This window comes from Rhodococcus sp. FG69, from assembly GCF_057808915.1.
On record NZ_JBMDIX010000050.1, the window covers coordinates 13776 to 30985 of the forward strand.

Annotated in this window: 19 protein-coding genes and 4 tRNA genes; 12 read left to right on the top strand and 11 right to left on the bottom strand. The window is 63.3% G+C overall.

Annotation, left to right across the window (positions count from 1 at the left end; all coding sequences use genetic code 11):
* Window positions 1-6: 6 nt before the first annotated feature.
* From pdxS to ACODSO_RS26560, 9 genes are all read right to left on the bottom strand, one after another.
* Complete coding sequence (gene pdxS / locus ACODSO_RS26520; RefSeq protein ID WP_489039650.1) at window positions 7-942, bottom strand: pyridoxal 5'-phosphate synthase lyase subunit PdxS; 936 nt, start codon at window positions 940-942, stop codon at window positions 7-9.
* A gap of 120 nt (window positions 943-1062) precedes the next feature.
* Window positions 1063-2088, bottom strand: a complete 1026-nt coding sequence (locus ACODSO_RS26525) for an NUDIX hydrolase (protein ID WP_068376016.1) — start codon at window positions 2086-2088, stop codon at window positions 1063-1065.
* Entirely contained in the window at window positions 2088-3212 is a 1125-nt protein-coding gene (locus tag ACODSO_RS26530; protein ID WP_489039646.1) for a glycosyltransferase family 4 protein, read from the bottom strand. Before ACODSO_RS26530 ends, ACODSO_RS26525 begins: the two co-directional genes overlap by 1 nt.
* Window positions 3209-4114: a phosphatidylinositol mannoside acyltransferase gene (locus ACODSO_RS26535; RefSeq protein WP_068376008.1), complete on the bottom strand. Its 906-nt coding sequence runs from the start codon at window positions 4112-4114 to the stop codon at window positions 3209-3211. Before ACODSO_RS26535 ends, ACODSO_RS26530 begins: the two co-directional genes overlap by 4 nt.
* Window positions 4111-4788 carry a phosphatidylinositol phosphate synthase gene (gene pgsA, locus ACODSO_RS26540; RefSeq protein WP_489039647.1) on the bottom strand — a complete coding sequence of 226 codons (678 nt, stop codon included), beginning with the start codon at window positions 4786-4788 and terminating at the stop codon, window positions 4111-4113. Before pgsA ends, ACODSO_RS26535 begins: the two co-directional genes overlap by 4 nt.
* A 43-nt stretch (window positions 4789-4831) precedes the next feature.
* Window positions 4832-5374 carry an ATP adenylyltransferase gene (locus tag ACODSO_RS26545; RefSeq protein WP_068376000.1) on the bottom strand — a complete coding sequence of 181 codons (543 nt, stop codon included), beginning with the start codon at window positions 5372-5374 and terminating at the stop codon, window positions 4832-4834.
* Between the two features lie 7 nt (window positions 5375-5381).
* Window positions 5382-7436 carry a threonine--tRNA ligase gene (gene thrS, locus ACODSO_RS26550; RefSeq protein WP_068375998.1) on the bottom strand — a complete coding sequence of 685 codons (2055 nt, stop codon included), beginning with the start codon at window positions 7434-7436 and terminating at the stop codon, window positions 5382-5384.
* 96 nt (window positions 7437-7532) lie between these two features.
* Window positions 7533-7952, bottom strand: a complete 420-nt coding sequence (locus tag ACODSO_RS26555; RefSeq protein ID WP_068376012.1) for a TIGR02611 family protein — start codon at window positions 7950-7952, stop codon at window positions 7533-7535.
* A 113-nt stretch (window positions 7953-8065) separates the two neighbouring features.
* Window positions 8066-8137: transfer RNA gene (locus tag ACODSO_RS26560), tRNA-Val, on the bottom strand.
* Window positions 8138-8346: 209 nt separating this feature from the next.
* Between ACODSO_RS26560 and ACODSO_RS26565 the strand changes: the two genes are divergently transcribed.
* From ACODSO_RS26565 to ACODSO_RS26575, 3 genes are all read left to right on the top strand, one after another.
* Window positions 8347-8418, top strand: a tRNA-Gly gene (locus ACODSO_RS26565).
* Between the two features lie 34 nt (window positions 8419-8452).
* Window positions 8453-8523 (top strand) — tRNA-Cys (locus ACODSO_RS26570).
* 56 nt (window positions 8524-8579) lie between these two features.
* Window positions 8580-8654, top strand: a tRNA-Val gene (locus ACODSO_RS26575).
* Window positions 8655-8699: 45 nt separating this feature from the next.
* Here the strand turns inward: ACODSO_RS26575 and ACODSO_RS26580 are convergent.
* Complete coding sequence (locus tag ACODSO_RS26580) at window positions 8700-9320, bottom strand: YdeI/OmpD-associated family protein (protein ID WP_068376010.1); 621 nt, start codon at window positions 9318-9320, stop codon at window positions 8700-8702.
* Between the two features lie 165 nt (window positions 9321-9485).
* Between ACODSO_RS26580 and ACODSO_RS26585 the strand changes: the two genes are divergently transcribed.
* Genes ACODSO_RS26585 through ACODSO_RS26600 form a run of 4 tightly spaced genes read left to right on the top strand, consistent with a single transcriptional unit; the run spans window position 9486 to window position 11419 of the window.
* Entirely contained in the window at window positions 9486-9710 is a 225-nt protein-coding gene (locus ACODSO_RS26585; protein ID WP_068375996.1) for a hypothetical protein, read from the top strand.
* Window positions 9703-10380, top strand: coding sequence for an alpha/beta hydrolase family protein (locus ACODSO_RS26590; protein WP_068375994.1), 678 nt, complete (start codon window positions 9703-9705; stop codon window positions 10378-10380). The genes ACODSO_RS26585 and ACODSO_RS26590 overlap by 8 nt, the downstream gene beginning before the upstream one ends.
* Window positions 10381-10439: 59 nt before the next feature.
* Complete coding sequence (locus tag ACODSO_RS26595) at window positions 10440-10892, top strand: ribosomal protein L7/L12 (RefSeq protein ID WP_068375992.1); 453 nt, start codon at window positions 10440-10442, stop codon at window positions 10890-10892.
* A complete protein-coding gene (locus tag ACODSO_RS26600; RefSeq protein WP_489039648.1) occupies window positions 10889-11419 on the top strand; it encodes a GNAT family N-acetyltransferase in 531 nt (176 codons plus the stop codon). The genes ACODSO_RS26595 and ACODSO_RS26600 overlap by 4 nt, the downstream gene beginning before the upstream one ends.
* A 9-nt stretch (window positions 11420-11428) precedes the next feature.
* Here the strand turns inward: ACODSO_RS26600 and zapE are convergent, their stop codons facing one another.
* Window positions 11429-12445, bottom strand: coding sequence for a cell division protein ZapE (gene zapE, locus ACODSO_RS26605; protein WP_068375988.1), 1017 nt, complete (start codon window positions 12443-12445; stop codon window positions 11429-11431).
* Window positions 12446-12479: 34 nt separating this feature from the next.
* On the opposite strand from zapE, the gene ACODSO_RS26610 reads away from it, so the two are divergent.
* The 5 genes from ACODSO_RS26610 to ACODSO_RS26630 all read left to right on the top strand — a co-directional run bounded on the left by ACODSO_RS26610 (window position 12480) and on the right by ACODSO_RS26630 (window position 17159).
* Window positions 12480-13271 carry a pyrimidine reductase family protein gene (locus ACODSO_RS26610; RefSeq protein ID WP_068375986.1) on the top strand — a complete coding sequence of 264 codons (792 nt, stop codon included), beginning with the start codon at window positions 12480-12482 and terminating at the stop codon, window positions 13269-13271.
* A gap of 59 nt (window positions 13272-13330) precedes the next feature.
* Window positions 13331-14893, top strand: a complete 1563-nt coding sequence (locus ACODSO_RS26615) for an alpha/beta hydrolase (RefSeq protein ID WP_489039652.1) — start codon at window positions 13331-13333, stop codon at window positions 14891-14893.
* A 46-nt stretch (window positions 14894-14939) separates the two neighbouring features.
* Entirely contained in the window at window positions 14940-16187 is a 1248-nt protein-coding gene (locus tag ACODSO_RS26620) for a glycosyltransferase family 87 protein (RefSeq protein ID WP_068375982.1), read from the top strand.
* Between the two features lie 18 nt (window positions 16188-16205).
* Window positions 16206-16634: a peptide-methionine (R)-S-oxide reductase MsrB gene (gene msrB, locus ACODSO_RS26625; protein ID WP_068375980.1), complete on the top strand. Its 429-nt coding sequence runs from the start codon at window positions 16206-16208 to the stop codon at window positions 16632-16634.
* A gap of 66 nt (window positions 16635-16700) precedes the next feature.
* On the top strand, window positions 16701-17159 hold the full coding sequence (locus ACODSO_RS26630) for a MaoC family dehydratase (protein WP_489039649.1): 459 nt from the start codon (window positions 16701-16703) through the stop codon (window positions 17157-17159).
* The last annotated feature ends 51 nt before the right edge of the window (window positions 17160-17210 follow it).

A 17210-nucleotide genomic window follows, 5' to 3' on the forward strand; every position in this document is an offset into this window, starting at 1 on the left:
GACGAGTCACCAACCGCGCTCGGCCAGCCGGTGACCGACGGGGAGATCGTCGACGTTGATACCGACCATTGCCTCGCCGAGCCCGCGGGAGATCTTCGCGAGCACGTCGGGATCGTCGTGGAACGTCGTCGCCTTCACGATGGCCTCGGCGCGTTCCTTCGGGTTGCCGGACTTGAAGATTCCGGATCCGACGAAGACGCCTTCGGCACCGAGTTGCATCATCATCGCTGCGTCTGCCGGAGTCGCGATGCCGCCCGCGGTGAACAACGTGACCGGAAGCTTGCCGGCGCGAGCAACCTCGACAACGAGGTCGTACGGTGCCTGAAGTTCTTTGGCGGCGACGTACAACTCGTCTTCGGGGAGCGAGGTCAGACGGCGAATTTCGTCGCGGATCTTGCGCATGTGGGTGGTCGCGTTCGAGACGTCGCCCGTTCCTGCCTCACCCTTCGATCTGATCATCGCGGCGCCCTCGGTGATTCGACGCAATGCCTCGCCGAGGTTGGTGGCACCGCACACGAACGGAACGGTGAAGTTCCACTTGTCGATGTGGTTGGCGTAGTCGGCCGGTGTCAGCACCTCCGACTCGTCCACGTAGTCGACACCGAGGCTCTGCAGGATCTGGGCCTCGACGAAGTGACCGATGCGAGCCTTGGCCATGACCGGGATGGATACCGCGGCGATGATGCTGTCGATCATGTCCGGATCGCTCATCCGCGATACTCCGCCTTGGGCGCGGATGTCTGCGGGGACCCGTTCGAGTGCCATGACGGCGACGGCGCCCGCGTCCTCGGCGATCTTCGCCTGATCGGCGGTGACCACATCCATGATCACGCCGCCCTTGAGCATCTCGGCCATTCCGCGCTTGACCCGAGCTGTTCCTCTTCCGGAGGCACCACTGTTGTCGGAAGCCCTGCTGGTATCGGAAGCAGTGGATGCGGGCACGATGGGGCTGGTCACAGCGAACTCCTGAGGTGTGGGGACAGTCTGGCTCGTTTGGAGCGCGCTCGATAATAGGCCGAACTGGTGCTTGTTCCCATAGCCAGTGCGAGGGTGCTGGACCCCTCAGCGGATAGCGCGCACGTCCGGCTCGACGCGTCGGGCCAGCACGATGTTCACTTCGTCGAGCAACTCCGCCAGATCCTGTGGATACACGGTTTCCCCGGTCGAGGCGAGGGATCGGATGTCGGCTTCTGTGCACCACCGATACCCGGTCACCGTGCGACGTTCCAGATCGGAGAACCCGGCGTGTTCGGGCTCGAACTCCTGAGTGCGGTATGCGAAGAAGAGTTCCTCGGAACGCAGCAGCGTCCCGTTGAACGGGAAGGTCGCCACCCGTCTCCACAGTGGGCCCTTCAGATCAGCTGCGGCAACCGTCAGGCCTGTTTCTTCGCGCACTTCCCGCACTGCTGCTTCCCGCAGATTCTCACCCGATTCCACGGCACCGCCGATAGTGAACCAAAAGTAGACATCGGGAACGGCGGGATCGTGGCCGCGCAGCAGCAATACTCGGCCTCGCTCATCGAGGAGGACGACACGCGAGGAGGTGCGCTGAACAGCGCGTCCCTCGTGTCCGAACGTCTCGGATGCCGAACGCTCAGCGATCTCGAAATAGGTGGGCAACTGGGCGGTTCCACCGAGGTGAAGCAGCCGAACGGGCGCAGTGGTGCGGAGTGCGAGAGTGTCGCGTACCGCGTCGTTGTGGAATCGTCGTGCGATCAGCACACGCGCCTCTGCGTCGGCGAGCTCGGCGACGAGCCTGGGAGGTAGGTCGGCTGGGTCGAGTGCTGCCAGCGCCACCGACACCGCGTTCTCTGCGGCCTCACGATGTGCACGATCGGCTCGCTCTGCCGTGTCCGCCAACGCTGCCAGATGTCTACTCTCCTCGAGACTGCTGCGCGTCGCGGCAGACACTGCCCGGGCAACGACGGCACGCCTGGCCAAAGCCGAATCGAGAGACTGCCAGGCCAGATCGGATCGGACGTGCAGCCGATCGAGTCGATTCGCCGTTCCGTAGGCCCACAGACCGATCACCAGGATCAGAACAGCAACGAGGCCGACTACAAGGATGGTCAGAGCAGACAGCGTCATCAGCTTGCAGCCCGCACTTTCTGTCCTCCGATGGTCACGGCCTCGTAGACCCGCATGATCTGCTCGGCAACGACGGGCCAGTCGTAGTCCGTCACGGCGCGGGACGCCGCTGCAACGAGTCCTGCCCTCATCTCCCTGGAGGACAGAAGCGAGTCGAGCGCAGCGGCCAATCCAGCGGAGTCACCGACAGGCACCAGCAATCCCGCGGCGCCGTCTCGAAGCACCCGGCGGAACGCGTCGAGCTCGCTGGCGACCACCGCGGTTCCCGACGCCATTGCTTCCACCAGCACGATGCCGAAGCTTTCGCCCCCGAGGTTCGGTGCGCAGTACACATCGGCGCTCCGCAGTGCGGACGCCTTTTCGGCGTCGTCGACCTGTCCGAGGAATGTCAGGTGCGATGCCAGCGATCCGGCTTCCTTGCGTAGTTTGTCCTCGTCGCCTCGTCCGACCACGAGAATCTCGACGTCCGGGTGGCGACCGACCAGCTCCGGCAGTGCCGACAGCAGAACCGCCATGCCCTTTCGTGGCTCGTCGAAGCGGCCGAGGAACAGTACGGTCCCGCCGGACCTCGGGTAACCGGGAAGCATCGGTGCGCGGGCGAATGCCTGTACGTCGACGCCGTTGGGAATCTCGACGGCGTCGCTTCCCAGAGCCTCGACCTGCCATCGTCGTGCCAACTCCGATACAGCGATGCGGCCACTGATCTTCTCGTGGTAGGGCCGCAGGACACCTTGAAACGTACTGAGCACCAACGACTTCGTGGTGGAGGTGTGGAAGGTCGCCACGATCGGACCCTCGGCGGCCTTGAGCGCAAGCATCGACAGGCTCGGCGCGTTCGGTTCGTGGATGTGCAGGACGTCGAAGTCGTTCTCGGCGATCCACTTTCGGATTCGCGAGTAGGTGATCGGCCCGAATCGCAACCGGGCGACCGATCCGTTGTACGGAATCGCCAACGCCTCACCGGCGGATACGACGAAGCTGGGAAGCACCGTCTCGTCCGACGCAGGAGCGAGAACGCTGACGCGGTGGCCACGTTCGATGAACACCACAGCCAACTGCTCGACGTGCGCCTGTACTCCGCCGGGAACATCGAACGAGTACGGGCATACCATCCCGATCCTCACGAGTCCTCGATCCTCGCGCGCCGTGCATCGGACAGGTCAGCCAGCCACAGCGGCTGCAGCATGTGCCAGTCCTCGGGATGAGCGGCGATGTTGGACGCGAACCGATCCGCCAATTCCTGTGTCGCCTTCTCCACTCCCCCGTCGACATCGATGCGCGGTGAGATCGTGAATCCCCATCCGTCGCCGTCGAAGTAGCAGTGCACCGCAAGCAGGTGCGCTCCGGTGTCGATCGCGAGTTTCGCCGGGCCCGCCGCCATCCGTGTCTCCTCGCCGAAGAACGTCACCGGCACACCGTGCTTCGCGAGATCCCGCTCGCTGAGAAGACAGACGATCTTGTTCTCACGCAAACGATCCGACAATGCAGCGAACGGCGGAACCTCGCCGCCGCTGAGAGGAAAGATCTCGAATCCGAGACTTTCTCGGTAGTCGACGAATCGCTGGTAGAGCGACTCCGGCTTCAACCGCTCTGCCACTGTTGCGAGTTGTCCGTAGTACCGAACGAGCCACATACCGGCCATATCCCAGTTGCCGCTGTGGGGAAGCGCGAGAACAGCGCCGACGCCCTCGGCAATGGCGGCATCGAGGTGCTCGCGACCGTGCACACACTCGTCGATGACCGCAGCCTGCTCGTCCAGATTCATGGACGGAAGTCGAAAAGCTTCGCGCCAATATCTCGCGTACGAGCGGACGCTGGCCCGAATCAACTCGTCCGGCACGCTGTCCGCCGGTACACCGAGTACGCGAGCGAGGTTGCGACGCAGCTGCTGCGGTCCACCGTTGCGGCCCGCTGCGAAGTCGGCGCCCTTGTCGAAAAGTCTGCGCGCCACGCCGTCGGGCAAACCGCGAACGACGCGCCACCCTGCGGCATAGCCGGCATCGCTGGCGCGTTCGGCGAACGTCACGACGGCTCGGACTCGTCGTTCGGCGGAGTCGTCGACTTGACGATGATGTCGCGGGCACCCTCGGAGCTGCGCACCGCCAGCACGCGCTGAAACACCGTCACGATGCTCAGAGCCGCAAGTACCCACATTGCCGGGTAGATCACGCTGTCGAGCCACGGAATGTCGTAGTGTCGTCCGACTCCGGTCAGGCCTGCACCGACCAGAACGAAGACCAGACGGTCCGCCCGCTCGATCCATCCGCCGTCTGCGGACAGCCCGCTGGCTTCTGCTCTTGCCTTGGCATACGAGATGACCTGCGAGGTGATGAGACAGATGATGGTAGCGATCAACAACAGTTTGCTCTGCTCGCTGTAGACAGCCCACCAAGCAAGACCGGCGAAGATCGCCCCGTCTGCGACACGGTCACACGTGGCATCGAGTACAGCGCCGTACTTGGTGCCACCGCCGCGCGCCCGCGCCATGGCACCGTCGAGCATGTCGAAGAGGACGAACACTGTGATGACGACAGATCCCCACCACAGGTAGCCCGCGGGATACATCGTCACCGCAGCACCGACGGTGACGACGGTGCCGATCAGGGTCACCGAGTTGGGCGTCAGACCGGTGCTGTTGAGTGCCCGGCCGAGCGGCGCAGTCACTTTCGATACCGGAGCGCGCCCGAAGAAGCTCAGCACCGCGAACCCTCCTTTCGAGTTCTGTTGTTCAGTCCGAAACGGTTCATTCGGCCCAGGCCGCGGCCAGCAGCGCGCGCGTGTCGCGAAGCAACTGCGGCATGACTTTGGCTCCACCGACGACGGTGATGAAGTTTGCATCGCCACCCCACCTCGGCACGATGTGCTGGTGCAGATGCTCGGCGAGGGAACCACCCGCAGCGGCCCCCAGGTTGAGTCCGACGTTGAAACCGTGCGGATTCGACACACTCTTGATGGTTCGAATCGCGTGCTGGGTGAACGACATCAGCTCCGCGCTCTCGGCGGGCGTGAGATCTTCGAGGGCGGCGACCCGGCGGTAGGGCACGATCATCATGTGCCCCGGGTTGTACGGGTACAGGTTGAGTACCGCGTACACCTGCTCCCCGCGCGCTACGACCAGACCGTCCTCGTCGCTCATGTGCGGAATATCCGAGAACGGTTCGCTGGACTTGTTCTTCGCGCCCGGCGCTTCCGCGATGTAGGACATCCGGTGCGGTGTCCACAGTCGCTGGAGCCGGTCGGGATCACCGAAACCGGTGTCGACGATCGACGCGTCCTGTTCGGGCATGGTCAACTCACTCCTGATCTTCGCTGAAGAGCGTGGCAGTGGGAGATGCGTTGTTGCGGGCGGAGATCCAATCGGCGACGAGGTCCACGGCGCGAGCAGTCGGGACCCCGTTCACCTGGCTGCCGTCACGGAAGCGGAAGCTGACCGCACCTGCTTCGACGTCCCGTTCACCGGCGAGCAGCATGAACGGGACCTTCTGCGCTGTCTGGTTGAAGATCTTCTTCTGCATCCGGTCGTCACCGGCGTCGACCTCGGCTCTGATGCCATGCTTCTTCAGCTCTTTCACCACCGCGAACAGGTGGTCCTGGTGCACCTCGGCGACGGGGATGCCGACCACCTGCACGGGTGCGAGCCAGGCCGGGAACGCACCGGCGTAGTGCTCGGTCAACACTCCGAAGAATCGCTCGATGGAGCCGAACAACGCACGGTGGATCATCACCGGGCGTTCCTTCGTCCCGCCCGATGCGGTGTATTCGAGTTCGAAGCGCTCGGGAAGGTTGAAGTCGAGCTGAATGGTCGACATCTGCCAGGTCCGACCGAGAGCATCCTTCGCCTGAACGGAGATCTTGGGGCCGTAGAACGCAGCGCCGCCGGGGTCGGGCACCAGGTCGAGGCCCGACGCCGCCGCCACCTCGGCGAGGGTGTTGGTCGCCTCTTCCCAGACCTCGTCGCTGCCGACGAACTTGTCCGGGTTTCTGGTGGAGAGTTCGAGGTAGAAGTCGTCGAGCCCGTAGTCCTTCAGCAGACCGAGAACGAATTCGAGGGTGCTGGTGAGCTCGCCGCGCATCTGCTCGCGGGTGCAGAAGATGTGCGCATCGTCCTGGGTCATGCCGCGCACCCGAGTCAGACCGTGGATGACGCCCGACTTCTCGTAGCGGTAGACCGAACCGAACTCGAAGAGGCGCAACGGCAATTCACGGTACGAGCGCCCCCGGGAACGGAAGATCAGGTTGTGCATCGGGCAGTTCATCGGCTTGAGGTAGTAGTCCTGGCCGGGCTTGCGCACGTCGCCGTTCTCGTCGAGTTCGGCGTCCAGGTGCATAGCCGGGAACATCCCGTCGCGGTACCAGTCGAGGTGACCCGAGACCTCGTAGAGGTGGCCCTTGGTGATGTGCGGGGTGTTGACGAACTCGTAGCCCTCTTCGATGTGCCGCTGGCGGGAGTAGTTCTCGAGCTCGTTGCGGATCACGCCACCCTTCGGATGGAACACCGGCAGACCGGAGCCCAGCTCGTCGGGAAAGCTGAACAGGTCCAGCTCGGATCCGAGCTTACGATGGTCGCGACGTTCCGCCTCGGCCAGCAGTTCGAGATGCGCATCGAGTGCCTCGGCCGACTCCCACGCGGTTCCGTAGATCCGCTGCAGATCCGCGTTGTCCTGATTGCCGCGCCAGTACGCAGCCGAACTGCGGGTGAGCTTGAATGCGGGCACGTACTTCGTGGTCGGGATGTGCGGGCCTCGGCACAGGTCACCCCAAATCCGTTCTCCGGTCCGGGGGTTCAGGTTGTCGTATGCGGTCAGCTCGCCGCCACCGACCTCCATGATCTCGGGATCGTCGATGCCGGACTTGTCGTTGACCAGCTCCAACTTGTACGGCTCGTTGGCGAGTTCCTCGCGTGCCTGCTCGATCGACGAGTAGACCCGCCGCGAGAATCGTTGTCCCGCCTTCACGATCTGCTTCATCTTCTTCTCGAGGGCGGTCAAATCCTCGGGAGTGAACGGCTGCTCGACATCGAAGTCGTAGTAGAAACCGTCTTTGATGAAGGGGCCGATGCCGAGCTTGGCAGTCGGGAAGAGTTCTTGAACGGCCTGAGCGAGAACGTGCGCGGCCGAGTGCCGGATGACACTTCGTCCGTCCTCGGTGTTCGCTGCGACCGGTTCGACCTCGACATCCGATTCCGGAGCCCACGAGAGGTCCCGCAACTTCCCGTCCACGTCTCGGACTACGACGATCGCGTCAGGACCCTTGTTCGGAAGCCCCGTGTCTCGAAGCGCCGTTCCGGCGGTCGTTCCTGCCGGCACCATGATGCGGGCGAGCGAGACGGCGGTTGCGGGCATGGTCACGGCGATGTACTCCTCGATTGTCCTGACGCGGTCGGAAGACCGATGACAGCCTATCGGCTGTCGGGCACTGACTCGTCGTCACACCGCACTGCGCGATCAGAGCGGACTGGCCAGCCAGGTCCAGTCCAGACCGAACCATCCGCCCACGAGCGAGAAGGTGCCCAGCAGCCACAGGGTCGCAACCACGATGAGCGTCGTCAGCAGTGCACTTGCTGCTTTGACGACGATCGATTGGCGAGAAAACCACGCCATGAAGCGGTCGTACCGCGCGCGAGCGAACTTCAGAAGCCGATGTGCCCAGGTGAACTCGGAGGCCAGAATGCCGAGACCAGCGAACACGATCAACCAACCCGGACCCGGGTACGGGATTGCCACGATGCCGAGACCCAGAACGATGACTCCGACCACGGCCACCGTGATTCGGTATGCAAGGTCGAGTGTGGGATTGGCGGCGATCTTCGCGCGGAGTCGACGCCGTCGGTCGCCCAAGCGGTCGAAGACACCGTCCTCGTCCACACTGTCGCGATTCTTCTCGTCAGCGCGAGCATCGTCAGTAGTCACCGCACCAGGCTACCGGCGGTGCTACGAAAGAAGCCCTATGCGCAGGCGCATAGGGCTTCCATTCTCTGTGGTCCCGGCTGGGATCGAACCAGCGACCTTCCGCGTGTGAAGCGGACGCTCTTCCACTGAGCCACGGGACCGGACGAGGCAAAACATTAACATGCGGCCCTCGATGATCTCGAATCGCCCCATCCGACCCTTCCGAGTCCTCCGGACACATCGAAAACCGGGGCGAACGTGGGCCGCAGCCGGCAAATAGCACGCCTGACCACCTGATTTGTGAGTTCGCGAGAAGTTAGTCTAATGTTTTCACCGCACCACGGAGACAGCAAATGTCACCGAGGCGCATGCGGATGTGGCGCAGTGGTAGCGCATCACCTTGCCAAGGTGAGGGTCGCGGGTTCGAATCCCGTCATCCGCTCGAGGACCAGGGCAGCCAAGAACCATAGGCCCATGGTGGAGTGGCCGAGTGGTGAGGCAACGGCCTGCAAAGCCGTGCACACGGGTTCGATTCCCGTCTCCACCTCGTATGTGAAGTTAGTGTTGGCGTTTCGAGGCTCCCGGCCTTCGATTCGAGTACATGCGCGATTAGCTCAGCGGGAGAGCGCTTCCCTGACACGGAAGAGGTCACTGGTTCAATCCCAGTATCGCGCACCATAGTTCGACCAGGTCAGGCCCCCTTTCGAGGGGGCCTTTCTTGTCTTATCCTTGGGCACGTCGACCGACGGCCGCGTCGCTGACGATGTGGGCGATTCGCGCTGCCCGTGTTGCGTCGCGCGAGGCACTGACGATCCACCACAGCATCTGCTTGCGAGCGCTGGGCGGAAAACTGTCCCAGTTGCGTCGAGCGTGCGGGACCCGGTCCAGCGCTGCCTTCAACTCAGCTGACTCCCTGAGGTCTTCGACTTGGTCCAAAATGGTCCACCAGCCGTTGGCTTTCGCGGCGGCAATAGCGTCGCGACCAGCGTCGGTCATGAGGCCACGTGCTTCCATATCGGCCGCACGTTCGCGGTTGAGCCGGGTCCAAGAACTCTTGGATCTTCGCGGCGTGAAGAGCTGCAAGTTGCGCTCTTCGTCGAGGATGGTGCTGGTGGAGTCGATCCAACCGAAGCAGATGGCTTCCTCGACGGCCTCAGGGTACGGGCATCGTGGTCGTCCGGTGTCGGTGCGCCATGAGCACAACCACACTCCGCGGACCGACGAGTGGTTGCTGCTCAGCCATGTGCGCCACTGTGTCCGAGTCTCGGCGTGAATGATCGGGTAGTCGAACTTCCATGTTGCGGGGTGGGCGGAGGCGGGCGGCTGTGATTCCGAAGCGGTCATTCTTCCTCCAGGCTCGTTGTTCACTTCTTCAGCTTGCCGACGATCCAGGACAACTGTTGTCCGCAATCCGTGATGAGCAGCAATCCAGTGCGAGGCGGGTGGTGATTCAGCTCATAAACGTGCACTCTGGAGACGCAGCCCACCCCGAACGGAAGGAAGCCACCCATGGCGGACGACAGCCACGAGGGAAACGCGACCGAGGTACAGGTCGATGACGAGACTCGTAGGAAAGCGGAGGAACAGGTGGCCGGGATCGACAAGAAGTACGAACCGGGCTCACGACCGACCGTCACGCTGCCCGGGACGAACGGGATGGTCTCCGGCACCGCATTCGCAGACATGGTGGACGAAAACGGCGACCTGAAAGACGACTCTTCAGCGGATGCCTGACAGCACACACGAGGCCGCGTATGTCGCCGACGGCGGCGTGCGCGGCTTCCTTCACCTCCCCGACGGCAATCCTGTGGCGTCGCTTGCGCTTACACACGGCGCCGGTGGCAACTGCACCGCAAAGCTGCTCGTCGATGTGGCAACAGCATGGTCAGCCCGCGGAATCGCGGTACTCAGATTCGATCTTGCGTTCCGTCAGGCCAGAGAGTCCGGTCCCCCACACCCGTCGAAAGCGCCCGGCGATCGAGACACCGTCCGCGAGGCGGTGACGTACCTCCGTGACCGCGGGCCCGGACCGGTGTTGGTCGGCGGTCACTCCTACGGCGGTCGCCAGGCCTCGATGGCGGTTTCGGAGGACAGCGATCTCGCTGCAGGCTTGCTTCTGCTGTCGTATCCGCTTCACCCGCCGGGCAAGCCCGAGAAGGCTCGCACCGCGCATCTGCCCGATATCGCCATCCCGACACTGTCGGTCTCCGGTACCAAGGATCCTTTCGGGACGCCGACCGAGTTGCGCGAGGCGATAGGTCTCATCCAGGCCGGGACGAGCTTCATCGAGATCACTGGTGCGGGACATGACCTGTCGGCGCACAAGCACCACACCGCGGAGCGGTCGCTGGAGGCGGCGGTCACCCTGTTCGGGATCGACGTGGGCACGGCCACGACTGAGTAGTGACCGCTGTTTCGGCACCGCTTTTCCGCCTGCATCTGACCGAGTGTTCTACTTAAGCCATGCCCACTTGGGGATGGTTCATCGTCGCGCTGGTCCTCATCGACACCGCGGTTCTCGCTGCCTGGTTCCTCGCCCGTAAGAGCCCACGTAAGACTCCAGCAGCCACGGCGCAGCTCATGCTCGCCGGTTTGGACAGCACTGCACGCGAGGAGATCTATCGGCTTGTCGCAGAGAAGAAGAAAATCCATGCGATCAAGCTCTTCCGTGAACGCACCGGCGCCGGGCTCGAGGAAGCCAAGGACATCGTCGAGTCGGTGGAGCGAGGCAATCCACTCCCCTCACCTGCCACCTATACAAACGCCGAAGGACTCGATACCGGCGAATGGGAGGACATCATTCCGAAGTTGCGAGCGCTGAAGAAGGAAGGAAAGGCGATCGCCGCGATCAAGCTCCTGCGCGCGCGGACCGGATTCTCCCTCCGCGAAGCCAAGGAAGCGGTGGACCAGCTGTGACCATCACCGTCGGACCGGCCGGACTCTGGGAGACCGAACAGTTGGCGGACGTCGCAGCCGTGACGTTCCCGCTTGCCTGCCCTCCGGGGTCGACACGTGAATCGATCGAGGCATTCATCGACGACGTGCTCTCACACGAGAAGTTCGGCGAATACCTGAACGATCCGAATCGCACTATTCTCGCTGCGCGAGAGGACGATTCGATAGTCGGCTACGTGATGCTCATCCATGGCGAGCCTTCCGACCCCGACATCGCGCACTCGCTCACGAAGTCACCGACCATCGAGTTGTCCAAGCTCTACGTCTTGCCCGGACATCACGGCCGCGAAGTATCGGCGGAACTGATGTCCTCGGTCCTTGCCCTCGCCGTCGACGCCGGATGTGCCGGGGTGTGGCTCGGCGTTAACCAGCAGAACCACCGGGCACAACGCTTCTACACGAAGCAGGGCTTCGTGAAGGTAGGCACCAAGACCTTCGCACTCGGCAGCGACATCCAAGACGACTTCATCATGGAGCGGACCCTGTAGAACGGTGCGTCAGCCGACCGCAGCGAACCGAGACAGCGCGAGCAGTCGGGAGGTCGCGCGGAGGTACTTCTTCCGGTAGCCACCCGCCAGCATCTCCTCGGTGAAGATCTCGTCGAGCTTCGCGCCCGACGAGGTCACCGGGATACTGGCGTCGTACAACCGGTCGGCGAGGACGACGAGTCGCAGGGCGACGGCCTGATCCGCAGCCGGGTGCACGTTCTTCCAGAACACGGCTTCGACACCGTCGAGAAGCTTCCCGTACCGCGACGGATGCAGCGTGCTCAGATGCGCCAGCAGCTCATCGAAATCGTCGAGCGTTGCACCGTCGATCTGGCCTGCACGCTCGACCAATTCGTCCTCGGACGTCGGGTCGGGGGCCGGCGGCAGATCGCGGTGACGGTAGTCGGGTCCGTCGACGCGAATCGATTCGAAGATGGAACCGAGCTTCTTGATTTCCCGCATGAAGTCCTCGGCTGCGAACCGTCCCTCGCCGAGCTGGCCGGGCAGCGTGTTCGAGGTCGCGACAATGGACACCCCGCGTGCGGACAACTCCGAGAGCAGTCGCGAGACGAGCATCGTGTCGCCCGGATCGTCCAGCTCGAACTCGTCGATGCACAGCACGCTGTGGTTCGACAACTCGTCCAGTGCCTTGTTGAAGCCCAGCGCGCCGACGACGTGCGTCAATTCCACGAACGTGCCGAACGCCTTCGGCTCGGGGACGCTGTGGAAGATCGACGCCAGAAGGTGCGTCTTTCCGACGCCGAATCCGCCGTCGAGATACAACCCGAGTCCGGTTGCGGGGGCCTTCTTGCCGAACAACCCACGCTTGCCGCCCTTGCCGCGGATCTTCGCAACCTTCTGCGAGAACTCCTCGGCTTTCTTCACTGCCTCGGCCTGACTCGGCTCGTTCGGATCGGGAATGTACGAGGAGAAACTGACGTCGTCGAACATGGCCGGCGGCACCATCTGCGCGATCAGTTGGTCGGATGGAACGACGGGATTTCGATCGACAAGACGTGCAGGCATTGGATCAGCCTAACGACGTGGTGTTATCTACTTTATGCAGCTACTGGATATTGCGACCTACTTCACATCGGAGAGCGATGTGGCACGCGTAGCGAAAGGCCCACTCGAGGACGCCGACCTCACGCGGCTGTACGCGTACCCGCCCCGTCCCAGGCGGCCATGGATACGAGTCAACTTCGTCGCCAGCATCGATGGAGCGGTCACAGCGGACGGCGTTTCCGCTGGTCTCGGCACTCCTGCGGACAAGTCCGTGTTCGCCGTTCTGCGCACATTGGCGGACGCTGTCCTCGTCGGCGCGGGCACCGTGCGGGCCGAGAACTACGGTGGCGTGAGCTTCTCCGCCGCGACTCGCAGCGAACGAGCCTCACTCGGCATGACCGAGGTTCCACCTCTCGTCGTGGTCACCGCGTCGGCGAATCTCGATCCGGAGTCGCGGATATTCACCGACTCCGCCGTTCCTCCGATCGTCCTCACCACCTCGTCCGCACCCGCTGAAGCCCGCCGCACGTTGGCGGCGGCGGGTGCTCGCGTGGTGGAGACCGACGGCAACACCGTGACGACCGAATCCATCCTGGCGACCCTGAACGATCTAGGTCTGCATCGGGTTCTCTGCGAAGGCGGGCCAGGCATCTTCGGCCAGCTACTTGCCGACGATGCCGTCGACGATGTCTGCATCACGACCTCACCGGTTCTCGTCGCCGGATCTGCAGGACGGATCTCGCACTCCGCTTCGTCGTCGGTTCGCCGAATGACCCGCGCGCACGTCCTCGCCGACGAAGACGGGACATTACTGACCAGGTGGGTCAAACACCGCAGTGACGCGTAGGGCCCACAGCGGCAGGTGCCCGGCCACGACCGCGCAGAAGTAGATAGCCTCGCAGCGTGATGCAGAATCGATCGTTGCTCGTGTCCATCGTGTGCCTGTCGCTGCTGACAGCGGCGTGCAGCGCCGGGCCGTCCAGCCGACCCGATGTCGCCGTCCTGCAGAACTCCCCTGGTCAGCCGGAGGAGACCGAACCCGGTGATGCCGAACCTGCAATCCCGCCGCTCCAGGTTCCGGTCACGGATCTGCCGTGGCGGGACTGCACGACCGAGACTCTAGACAGGTACGGCTTCACTCCGCGGACGCCAGGTCTGATCCTCGAGTGCGCGGACTTCGAGGCTCCCGTCGATGCGTCGGGCCAGATGTTCGGGTCGTTCTCGGTGGGAACGATGCGCGCGCGGCTCGACCGCACACCTGCGGACGCCGCCCCCATGGTTCTGACATCGGGGTCGGACCGTTCTTCGATCGAAACCCTTACCGACATGGCGGCGGGTCAAGGTGCGACGTTGCTTGCGGACCACCCGATCGTCGCGATCGACAGGCGCGGGATCGGACGATCCGCTGCCGTCGACTGCACCAAGATCGATGCCCGCGCGGCACTGGCCGACCTCGGACAATTCGAGAGGACCGGCGGCGACTCGGTCGACCGAGCGGTCGACGCCGGGCGTGATGCCACCATCGAGTGCACGGACCTCCTGCAACCGCAGGAACTGGCGTTCGCGTCGTCCTACGCTGCGGACGATCTGGAGCAACTACGCATCGGGTGGGGCGTCGACGCCCTCGGGATCATCGGCACCGGAAACGGAGCGACGACCGCGCTTGCCTATGCCGCGCAACATCCCGATCGAGTTGCGCGACTGATTCTGGACTCCCCGAACGGGATAGGCATCGATCAGATGACCGCGGCCGAGCAGAAGACCCAGGGTCGAGAAGCGGCGTTCACAGCCTTCGCTGGGCGGTGTGTCGCCCTCGACTGCTCGCTCGGAGACGATCCACGAGCAGCCGTAGCCGATCTCGTCGCACAGTCGGCCGCGGGCACGCTCGCGCCCGTATCGACTCACGGCCTGCTCGACGGCATTGCCTATGCGCTGGCTTCGTCCACCGGAGATCCGTCGCAGCGCGCTCTCGCACTCGCCGACACTTTGTCGTCGGCACGATCCGGTGACACCACCGCGTTGCAGGAGCTCGCGTCGAGAGCATCCGATGCCTACGGAACCGACGGTCAATTCGTCGCACGGTGTACCGACGGCCAACAGTGGCCGCCGCCGCAGGCGGTGCGCGACGTGAGTTCGTCGTGGGCGCAGTTGTACCCGATCTTCGGAATCGACGCGGCCCTGACCGCGCTGACGTGCTCGTCGTGGCCGACGGCGCCCGCGGCACCCCTTCCCTCCACGGTGCCGATTCCGGTTCTGCTTGTCAGCGGTGCTGCAGACTCGGTGGTCGGCAACGGCGGTTTCGCGAGTGTCACCGGGATCGTCGCAGCCACTGGGACCCGTTCTGCTTCGATGACATGGCAGGGCGCCGGTCACCCTGCACTCGGCGGCTCGCAGTGCGTGCAGTCCGCAGCGGTGACCTATGCGCAGGACGGCACACTGCCGCCGGACGGCAGCGTCTGCCCGGCCTGAGGGTGTCTCGGTGATCGGTAGAGCAGGGTCAAGGTACCGTTCCCGGGTGTCACTTAGCTTTCTCGAGCCGCGGAACGGCCGGTCCACCGCTGACGTAGTCAAATTTGCGCTGTGGCCGTTGGCCATCATGACGGTGATCAACAGGGTTGTGATCAAGGCAGTCAACGGCGACATCACCAATGACTTCAACCCCGTGTACAACGCGGCGCTCGCATTCCTCAACCGCCAGCCCGTCTACACGGCCAATTTCGATTCCGTCGATCCGCATTACCTGTACCAGCCGAGCGCGACGATGCTGCTCTCGCCGCTTGCCGTCATCGATCCGGAACGGTCACGTTGGCTGTTCATCATCGCCAGCACGGTCGCGATTCTCGTTGCCCTGTACATCCTGCTCAGGATCTTCGGCTTTCGTCTCGATTCGGTTGCAGCCCCGGCCCTTTTGCTCGCGGCCTTCGTCAGCGAGACGGTGACGAACACCCTCGTCTTCACCAATTTCAACGGTTTCGTGTTGCTCGGCGAGGTCGCGTTCATCGGATTCCTGTTGCAGCGGAAGGATTTGTCCGCGGGTGTCGCGATGGGGCTGACACTCGCGATCAAGCCCATGCTCGCTCCGCTGCTGCTGCTGCCGTTGATGACCAGACAGTGGAGAGTATTCGTCACCTCGATCGCTGTCCCGGTGGTGATGATGGCGATCGCATGGCCGCTCTCCGTCGACCCGATGGACTTCATCGATCGCACGCTGCCGTACCTACTCCAGACCCGTGACTACTTCAACAGCGCCGTAGTCGGGAACGGTCTCTACTACGGTATCCCCGACCTGTTGCTCCTCGCGATACGCGTCGTATTGGGCCTCATGGTCGTCGTATCGATGTGGCTGCTCTACCGGTACTGCCGCGAGGATCGGCTCTTCTTCTTCGCCACGGCGTCGGGTCTGATTCTGACTGCTCACTGGCTGCTCGGATCGCTCGGCCAGATGTACTACTCCATGATGCTGTTCCCCCTGCTCATGACCGTGGTGCTGAAGAACTCCCTGATTCGGAACTGGCCTGCGTGGCTCGCCATCTACGGGTTCATGAATGCGGATCGATGGCTGTCCGGCCGCTTTGTCGAAACAGGCCGTGCCCTGGACTACATGCGGACCACATTCGGGTGGAGTCTTCTGATCATCGTGATCTTCGCTGTGCTCATCGGCCGCTACTTGGCGGCGCGCCAGGATGGGCGCCTGGACGACGGAATCGAACCCGATTACCTGCTCGAAGACTCTCGAGCTGGGAAGACGACGAAGACCGGCTGATCGTATTAGCGTGGAGGCATGAGTTCAGCGACTGACAAGAATCCTGCCCCCGCCATCCAGCACACCGACGCGGAGTGGCGTGCGAAGTTGACGCCCGAGGAGTACGCCGTCCTCCGTGAGGCAGGCACCGAACGCCCGTTCGTCGGCGAGTACACAGACACCAAGACAGATGGCGTCTACGAGTGCCGTGCGTGTGGCGCCGAGTTGTTCCGCAGCACCGAGAAGTTCGAATCACATTGCGGCTGGCCGTCGTTCTTCGATCCGGCAGACAGCGATGCGGTGATCCTGAACGAGGACACCTCGCTCGGAATGCGACGGGTAGAAGTGATCTGCAAGAACTGCCATAGTCATCTCGGCCACGTCTTCGAGGGCGAGGGTTACCCGACGCCGACGGATCAGCGGTACTGCATCAACTCGATCTCCTTGGTACTCAAGCCTGCCGAGTAGCTCCGACCGGAATCGTTTCGCCGGGCGGTGACTCAGGGCACATCGGTGCGGCGCATAATCGAAACCATGCGCACCTTCACGTCAGCAGAGCAACTGAAAGCAGCCGTCGGCGAGGACCTCGGCACGAGCGACTGGCTCCAGATCACGCAGGAGAGGGTCAATACCTTCGCCGATGCCACCGGGGATCACCAATGGATCCACGTCGACGTCGAGCGCGCGAAGAAGGAAAGCCCGTTCGGTGCCCCCATCGCTCACGGATTCCTGACTCTGTCGCTGGTATCGATGTTGAACTGGCAGATCTACACCATCGAGAACACCAAGCTCGGAATCAACTACGGCTCCAACAAAGTCCGATTCATCAACCCGGTCAAGGTCGGTTCGCACGTCCGCCTGCAGACCACCTTGACCTCCGTCGAGGACGCGTCGGGCGGCGCACTCCAGATCATCGCCGCATGCACGCTCGAGATCGAAGGCGAAGACAAGCCGGCCTTGGTGGCCGAGATCATCAGCCGAATCGTGTTCTAGTAGTACTTTGTTAGGTCGGCGTGTCGGCTCGAGTTTTCCGTCGATTCTCGA